This is a genomic window from Phenylobacterium sp. (assembly GCF_030698145.1).
In the GTDB taxonomy this organism is placed as follows: Bacteria; Pseudomonadota; Alphaproteobacteria; order Caulobacterales; family Caulobacteraceae; genus Phenylobacterium.
This window is the reverse complement of record NZ_JAUYNW010000134.1, coordinates 1-6,105: the sequence shown is the minus strand read 5'-3', so window position 1 is coordinate 6,105 and position 6,105 is coordinate 1. Positions and strand designations below refer to the sequence as shown.

At 68.5% G+C, this 6,105-nt stretch carries 8 protein-coding genes and 1 pseudogene; 7 read left to right on the top strand and 2 right to left on the bottom strand.

The genetic code is table 11. The features are described 5' to 3' along the window. The 3 genes and pseudogenes from Q8Q77_RS18830 to rimM form a co-directional block, all read left to right on the top strand. Window positions 1–631 (top strand): annotated as a pseudogene (locus Q8Q77_RS18830) (signal recognition particle protein); the annotation flags it as partial. A gap of 19 nt (window positions 632–650) precedes the next feature. Continuing rightward, window positions 651–1,271 (top strand): 30S ribosomal protein S16, encoded by a 621-nt coding sequence (gene rpsP, locus Q8Q77_RS18825; protein WP_305585415.1) that lies wholly within the window; start codon window positions 651–653, stop codon window positions 1,269–1,271. A 30-nt stretch (window positions 1,272–1,301) separates the two neighbouring features. Continuing rightward, complete coding sequence (gene rimM / locus Q8Q77_RS18820) at window positions 1,302–1,832, top strand: ribosome maturation factor RimM (RefSeq protein WP_305585414.1); 531 nt, start codon at window positions 1,302–1,304, stop codon at window positions 1,830–1,832. Here the strand turns inward: rimM and Q8Q77_RS18815 are convergent. Continuing rightward, window positions 1,829–2,035: a hypothetical protein gene (locus Q8Q77_RS18815; protein ID WP_305585412.1), complete on the bottom strand. Its 207-nt coding sequence runs from the start codon at window positions 2,033–2,035 to the stop codon at window positions 1,829–1,831. The two genes, rimM and Q8Q77_RS18815, sit on opposite strands and share 4 nt — an antisense overlap. Window positions 2,036–2,131: 96 nt before the next feature. On the opposite strand from Q8Q77_RS18815, the gene Q8Q77_RS18810 reads away from it, so the two are divergent. The 3 genes from Q8Q77_RS18810 (at window position 2,132) to Q8Q77_RS18800 (ending at window position 4,555) form a co-directional block, all read left to right on the top strand. Beyond that, a complete protein-coding gene (locus Q8Q77_RS18810; protein ID WP_305585410.1) occupies window positions 2,132–2,428 on the top strand; it encodes a putative quinol monooxygenase in 297 nt (98 codons plus the stop codon). 89 nt (window positions 2,429–2,517) lie between these two features. Then, window positions 2,518–4,053, top strand: coding sequence for a sensor histidine kinase (locus Q8Q77_RS18805; protein ID WP_305585409.1), 1,536 nt, complete (start codon window positions 2,518–2,520; stop codon window positions 4,051–4,053). A 4-nt stretch (window positions 4,054–4,057) separates the two neighbouring features. Continuing rightward, a complete protein-coding gene (locus Q8Q77_RS18800; RefSeq protein WP_305585407.1) occupies window positions 4,058–4,555 on the top strand; it encodes a response regulator in 498 nt (165 codons plus the stop codon). A gap of 10 nt (window positions 4,556–4,565) precedes the next feature. Here Q8Q77_RS18800 and Q8Q77_RS18795 read toward each other — a convergent pair whose 3' ends face one another. Further along, window positions 4,566–5,429 (bottom strand): acyl-CoA thioesterase, encoded by an 864-nt coding sequence (locus Q8Q77_RS18795; protein WP_371130482.1) that lies wholly within the window; start codon window positions 5,427–5,429, stop codon window positions 4,566–4,568. A 114-nt stretch (window positions 5,430–5,543) separates the two neighbouring features. Here Q8Q77_RS18795 and Q8Q77_RS18790 point away from each other — a divergent pair. Then, window positions 5,544–6,105: tRNA (guanine(37)-N(1))-methyltransferase (locus Q8Q77_RS18790; protein ID WP_305585403.1), on the top strand; the 562-nt coding region annotated here is incomplete at its 3' end.

Genomic DNA, 6,105 nt, shown 5'->3' with positions numbered 1-6,105 from the left:
CGAGAAGGCCGCCCAGGACCTGGACCAGGCCAAGACCGAGGCCATGGCGCGCAAGCTCGCCAAGGGCCAGTTCGACCTGGACATGATGGCCGACCAGTTCGCCCAGATGAAGAAGATGGGCGGCATGGAAGGCCTGATGGGCCTGATGCCGGGCGTCCAGAAGATCAAGAAGCAGATGGCCGAGGCCAATGTCTCGGACAAGACCCTGGACCGCCAGTCGGCGATCATCTCGTCGATGACCAAGGCCGAGCGCAAGAAGCCCGACATCCTGCAGGCCTCGCGCAAGCGCCGCATCGCCGCCGGCTCGGGCGTCGAGGTGTCGGAGGTCAATCGCCTGCTGAAGCAGCACCGCCAGATGGCCGACGCCTTCAAGATGATGAGCCGCGACGGCGGTAAGGGCTTCGCGCGCATGGCCGGCATGATCGGCGGCGGCGGCGGGAACGACCGCCTCAAGGCCATGGGCGGCGGCAAGCTGCCTCCGCCCGACACCAGACAGCTCGAAGAGCTCGGCAAGCTGGCCGCCAAGCCCGGCGGCCTGGCGGCGAACCTCGGCGCGCCCGAGCCTCCAAAACTCCCGGGACTGGGTGGCATGAACATGCCGTCGGTCTTCAATCCCTTCAAGAAATCTTAGATCTTACAAAGGACTACCAATGCTGAAGATCCGTCTCGCCCGTGGCGGCGCCAAGAAGCGCCCCTACTACTCCATCGTCGTCGCCGACAGCCATTCGCCCCGCGACGGCCGCTTCATCGAGAAGGTCGGGACCTATAACCCGATGCTCAAGAAGGAAGACGGCAACCGCGTCACCCTGAAGATCGAGCGCATCCAGGAATGGATCGGCAAGGGCGCCCAGCCCACCGACCGCGTCGCCCGCTTCCTCTCCAACGAGGGCGTGGTGAAGTGGGAGCACGGCAACAACCCGAAGAAGGGCCTGCCGGGCACGAAGGCCAAGGAACGCGTCGAGGAGCGCGCCAAGCGTGAGGTCGACCTGGCCGCCGCCGCCGCCGAAGCCGCCGCCCGTCCGCCCGAGCCGGAACCCGTTGTCGAAGAAGCTCCGGCCGCTGAAGTGGTCGCTGAGGAGGCTCCCGCCGTCGAAGCCGCCGCTGAAGAAGCTCCCGCTGCTGAAGTGGTCGCCGAGGAAGCTCCCGCTGCTGAAGTGGTCGCCGAGGAAGCTCCGGCCGCCGAAGCTGCTGCTGAAGAGGCTCCTGCCGCTGAAGCCGCCGCCGAGGAAGCCCCGGCCGCCGAAGCCGACGCCGACAAGGCCGAAGGCTAAGACCCTGATGTCGCGAGGAGGCGCCACCGCGTGAGCGACCAGCTCCTCCTCGTGGCCCAGGTCGGGGGCGCCCATGGCGTCCGCGGCGAGCTCAAGATCACGACCTTCACCGCCGATCCGATGGCGGTGGCGGCGTTCAAGACACTGATGCGCCAGGACGGCTCGCCCGGCCTGGCCATCATCTCGGCCCGCCCGTCCAAGGGCGGCGTCGTCGCCCGCGTGAAGGGCTGCGACGACCGCAACGCCGCCGAGGCCCTCCGCGGCCTGAAACTGTTCATCTCCCGCGACGTCCTGCCCCCGCCCGAGGAGGACGAATTCTACCTCGCCGACCTGATCGGGCTCAGCGTCGAGACGGCCGACGGTGAACTGCTGGGCGCGATCAAGACCGTCAACGATTTCGGCGCCGGCGACCTGCTGGAGATCCAGCCCAAGGCCGGTCCGAGCTGGTGGCTGCCCTTCACCCGCGAGGCCGTCCCAGAGGTCCGGATCGCCGAGGGCAAGGTCATCGCCGCCCCACCCGCGGTCATCGAGGCCGACCCCAACGAGGGCCGTGAGGACTAGGCTTCGGACGGCGGCCCGCCCTGGCGCGCCAGCAAGGCCGAGCCCGCGGGCGTGATGTCCCAGCCTTCCTGACTGCGCTCGGCCAGGCCCAGGTCGGTCAGCGCGCGCGCGCAGGCGATGTTGACGAAGGGCACGGCGGCGCCCGTCTTCTTCCGCGCCAGATCGTGCAGGGCTTCGAGTTGGGCGCTTGTCAGGTCATCCATGGCGCGACGCTACACCGAATGGACGGCTCCGCGTGATTTGGATTAAACCGCGCCGGGCGGATGGGCCTTAGTCGGCGCAATGATGCGGGAGGCTCCATGATCCTGGTGACCGGCGCGGTCGACGCCAAACCCGAAACCTTCGACGAACTGCGCGCGATCTGCATCGACCATTCCGCGCGCTCGCGAGCCGAGCCGGGCTGCCTGTCCCACGACGTCCACGTGGACTGCGAGGCGCCTCTGCGCCTGGTCTTCATCGAGCGCTGGGCCGACCTGGGCGCCCTGAAGGTCCACTTCGCCCGCGCCGACGCCATCGGCTTCGTGAAGGCCGCGCGCAAGCTCGCCGCCGGCGGCACGCGCATGGAAATCCTGGAGACGGCGCCGGCGATCCTCTGAAACTTGGGCGCCACCGCCACATCCAGGCCACAGGGCTGCGTCTTGGTGCTACAACCTAGGGATTGCACGTGTCGGGAAGGGCCGACTCCATGACGTCACAGCCGTCGCGCTCGCCGCCGGTCGCCGAGCGCATCGAGATTCTGCCGCTGGTGCTGGAAACCGCGCTCGACGGCGTCGTGGTCATGGACGGCGTCGACATCGTGCGGGACTGGAACCTGCAGGCCGAAACCATCTTCGGCTGGTCGCGCGCCGAGGCCGTGGGTCACCCGCTGGCCGAGCTGTTGATCCCCCGGCGGCTCCGCAAAGCCCATCGCGCCGGTCTCGCCCGGTATCTCGAAACCGGCGAAGGCCCGCTGCTCCGGCGCCGCATCGAGGTCACGGCCATCCGCCGCTCGGGCGAGGAGTTTCCCATCGAACTCTCCATCTCGCCGGTGACCATCGACGGGACGGTCCTCTTCGTCGGGTTCGTCCGCGACATCTCGGAACGGCGGCGGCACGAGGCGTTCCTGGAGCGCCAAGCGCGCGAGGCCGAGGTGTTGAACCATGTCACGACCCTCGCCGCCGAGACCGAGTCGCTGGACGAAATCCTGCGCCTTTGCCTGGACTCGGTCTGCGAACTGACCGGATGGCCGGCGGGACACGCCTATCTCCCGGGAAAGGGCGAAGCCGCGCGACTGGTCCCGACCATGATCTGGCATGGCGACGCCGATCGGTTCGCCGCCCTGAGGGAGACCATCGCCGCCACCACCTTCGGCCCGGGCGAGGGCCTGCCCGGACGCATCTGGAGCACCCGCGAGCCCTGCTGGATGTCCAGGGCCGACAGCAGCGAAGCGTTCCCGCGCACATGGCTCGCCGAGGACGTCGGCGTGCGTTCTGCCTTCGGCTTTCCGATCATGAGCGACGGCCAGGTCACCGCGATCCTGGAATTCTTCAGCCATGACGCGGCCCAGCCCGACACCCGCCTGATGCAGATCGTCCGTGTCCTCGGCCTGCAGGTCGGCCGGGTGATGGAGCGTCGCGCCGTTCAGGAACGCCAGGACCTGCTGCTGGCCGAGCTCGACCACCGCGCCAAGAACATGCTGGCCGTCGTCATGGGAATGGCCGACCAGACCGCGCGGCGCGCCGACTCCCTGGAGGCCTTCCAATCAACCTTCTCCGCGCGCCTGACGGCGCTCGCCCGCGGCTACAGCCTGGTCACCGCCAGCCGCTGGCGGACCACGTCGCTGGAGGAGATCGTCCGCGAGATCGTCCAGCCCTATGTCGCCGAGGGCCAGGCGCGGCTGGAGGCCAATGGCCAGGGCGTGGTCCTGTCGCCCAAGGCGGCGCTGGCGGTGACCATGATCCTGCACGAGCTGGTGTCCAACGCCACCAAGTACGGGGCGCTCTCCGTGGAAGGCGGAAAGATTGTGATCGAATGGTCGGTCTCGGCCACGAGTCCGCGCTCAGTCGACCTGACGTGGCGCGAGACCGGCCTCAGCGGCTTGCAGGCCCCCGCCCGGCGCGGTTTCGGCGCGAGGCTGATCGAGGCCAGCGCCCAGCGCGATCTCGCCGGCGACGTCGAGACGGTGTTCGCCTCCGAGGGGGTGCGTTATCGATTCAAATTCCCTGAACCTGTAACGGCGTAACGGCATGACCCCGATCGACAGTTTGATGCTCGCGACCCATGACGCGGTCCGTGCGGCGTCCCAGGCCTGGTTCGCGGGCGGGACCGGCAAGACGCCGTCGCCAGCGCCGGGCGCGTTTCAGCCCCTGCCGGGGACCCAGGCGCTGCGAGTCCTGATCGTCGAGGATGAGGCGATCGTCGCCATGAGCCTGGAGTCCCTGATCGAGGATTTCGGCTTCGAGGTCTGCGCCATCGCGTCGACGGGCGAGCAGGCCGTCGCCCTGGCCGCGTCGCTCCGGCCCGACCTGATCCTGATGGACGTGAACCTGATCGGCGACATGGACGGGGTGGAGGCCGCGCGGCGGGCTCGGAAGGTCGTCGACGCGCGGATCGTCTTCGTGACCGCCTATGGCGGCGAGATGCTGGAGCGCATTCGCGCCACGGTTCCCGACTCCCTGGTGGTGGCCAAGCCGGTCATGGGCCCGGCGCTGCTGGAAGCCATCGAGCGGACGCGGCCGCAATAGGCCCACCCGCCTATTTCCGCATGCGGATCAGGCCTTCCTGCGTGGTCGAGGCCACCAGGACGCCCGCTTCGTTATAGATCGAGCCGCGCACGAAGCCCCGGCCGCCCGAGGCGCTGGGGCTGTCCTGGGTATAGAGGTGCCACTCGTTGAAGTTCGACGGCTGGTGGAACCACATGGCGTGGTCGAGGCTGGCCGACTGGAAGCCCGGGGTCTGCCATTGCACCCCGTGCGGCCGCATGGCGGTCGACAGCATGTTCATGTCCGACGCGTAGGCCAGGATCACCTGGTGCATGTGCGGGTCGGAGCCGATCGGCGCGCGGGCCCGGAACCAGACATCCTGGGTGGCGGGCCTGGGGCCCTTGGCGCCGGAGCCGAACAGGTCGCCGTCCACCGGGCGCATCTCGATGGGCCGGGGACGCGACATCATCTTGCGCATCTCCTCCGGCATCTTCGCCATCATCTTCTTCTGCGCCTCGGACTCGTCGGGCAGGTCGTTGGGGCCGGGCACTGCCGGGATCGGCGTCTGGTGCTCGAAACCTTCCTCGGCCACCTGGAAGGAGGCGGCGAGGTTGAAGATCTGCTTGCCGTTCTGGATCGCCACGACCCGGCGGGTGGTGAAGCTGCCGCCGTCGCGCGAACGGTCCACATCGAAGACGATGGGGATGCGCGGATCGCCCGGCCGGATGAAGTAGCAGTGCAGCGAGTGGCAGACCCGATCCTCGACCGTCTCATAGGCCGCCAGCAGCGACTGGGCGATCACCTGGCCGCCGAAGATGCGCGGCGGACCGAATTCCGGACTGACACCCCGGAACAGGTTCACCTCCAGGCGCTCCAGCGACAGGGTCTCGGGCAGGCTTTCGGGGGTGTCCATAATCGGTCTCGAACTATGCTGCGGTGCGAAAGGATCCCGGATTAGGCCCATAGCGCCGCTGCGGCAAGTTCGAGGGCCTGGTGGAAAACCTGCGGCGTTTGGTCCAAAAGCCGCACCATGTCCTTCGACGCCACCGTTCTCACCATGTTTCCCGAGGCCTTTCCGGGCCCGCTCGGCGTGTCGCTGATCGGCACGGCCTGGCGCGAGCACGGGCTCTGGACCTTGGAAACAGTGGACATTCGGGGATTTTCCAAGGATAAGCGCGGCTTCCTCGACGACACCCCCGCGGGTGGCGGCCCGGGACAAGTGATGCGGGCGGACGTCATCGCGGCTGCGCTGGACAGCGTGGACCAGAGAGGACGGCCGCTTTTGTACATGAGCGCCCGGGGCAGGCCCCTGACCCAGGCGCGCGTTCGTGAGTGGGCTGACGGGCCTGGACTGATCGTCCTGGCCGGCCGGTTCGAAGGGGTGGACCAGCGGGTGCTCGACGCCCGGGGGTTCGAGGAGGTCGCCGTCGGCGACGCGGTGCTCGCCGGTGGCGAAGCCGCGGCGCTCGTCACGATCGAAGCGTGCGTAAGGCTCGTGCCCGGCGTCCTCGGCCAGGCTGAGAGCTTGAGTGAAGAGAGTTTCGAGGACGGGCTCCTGGAGCATCCGCAGTACACGCGACCGCGGACGTTCG

Bases quoted from the DNA above. Each gene is read 5' to 3' on its own strand.
- Q8Q77_RS18815 (WP_305585412.1), bottom strand. From the start codon at position 2,035: ATGGATGACCTGACAAGCGCCCAACTCGAAGCCCTGCACGATCTGGCG.
- Q8Q77_RS18810 (WP_305585410.1), top strand. From the start codon at position 2,132: ATGATCCTGGTGACCGGCGCGGTCGACGCCAAACCCGAAACCTTCGAC.
- rpsP (WP_305585415.1), top strand. From the start codon at position 651: ATGCTGAAGATCCGTCTCGCCCGTGGCGGCGCCAAGAAGCGCCCCTAC.
- Q8Q77_RS18800 (WP_305585407.1), top strand. From the start codon at position 4,058: ATGACCCCGATCGACAGTTTGATGCTCGCGACCCATGACGCGGTCCGT.
- Q8Q77_RS18805 (WP_305585409.1), top strand. From the start codon at position 2,518: ATGACGTCACAGCCGTCGCGCTCGCCGCCGGTCGCCGAGCGCATCGAG.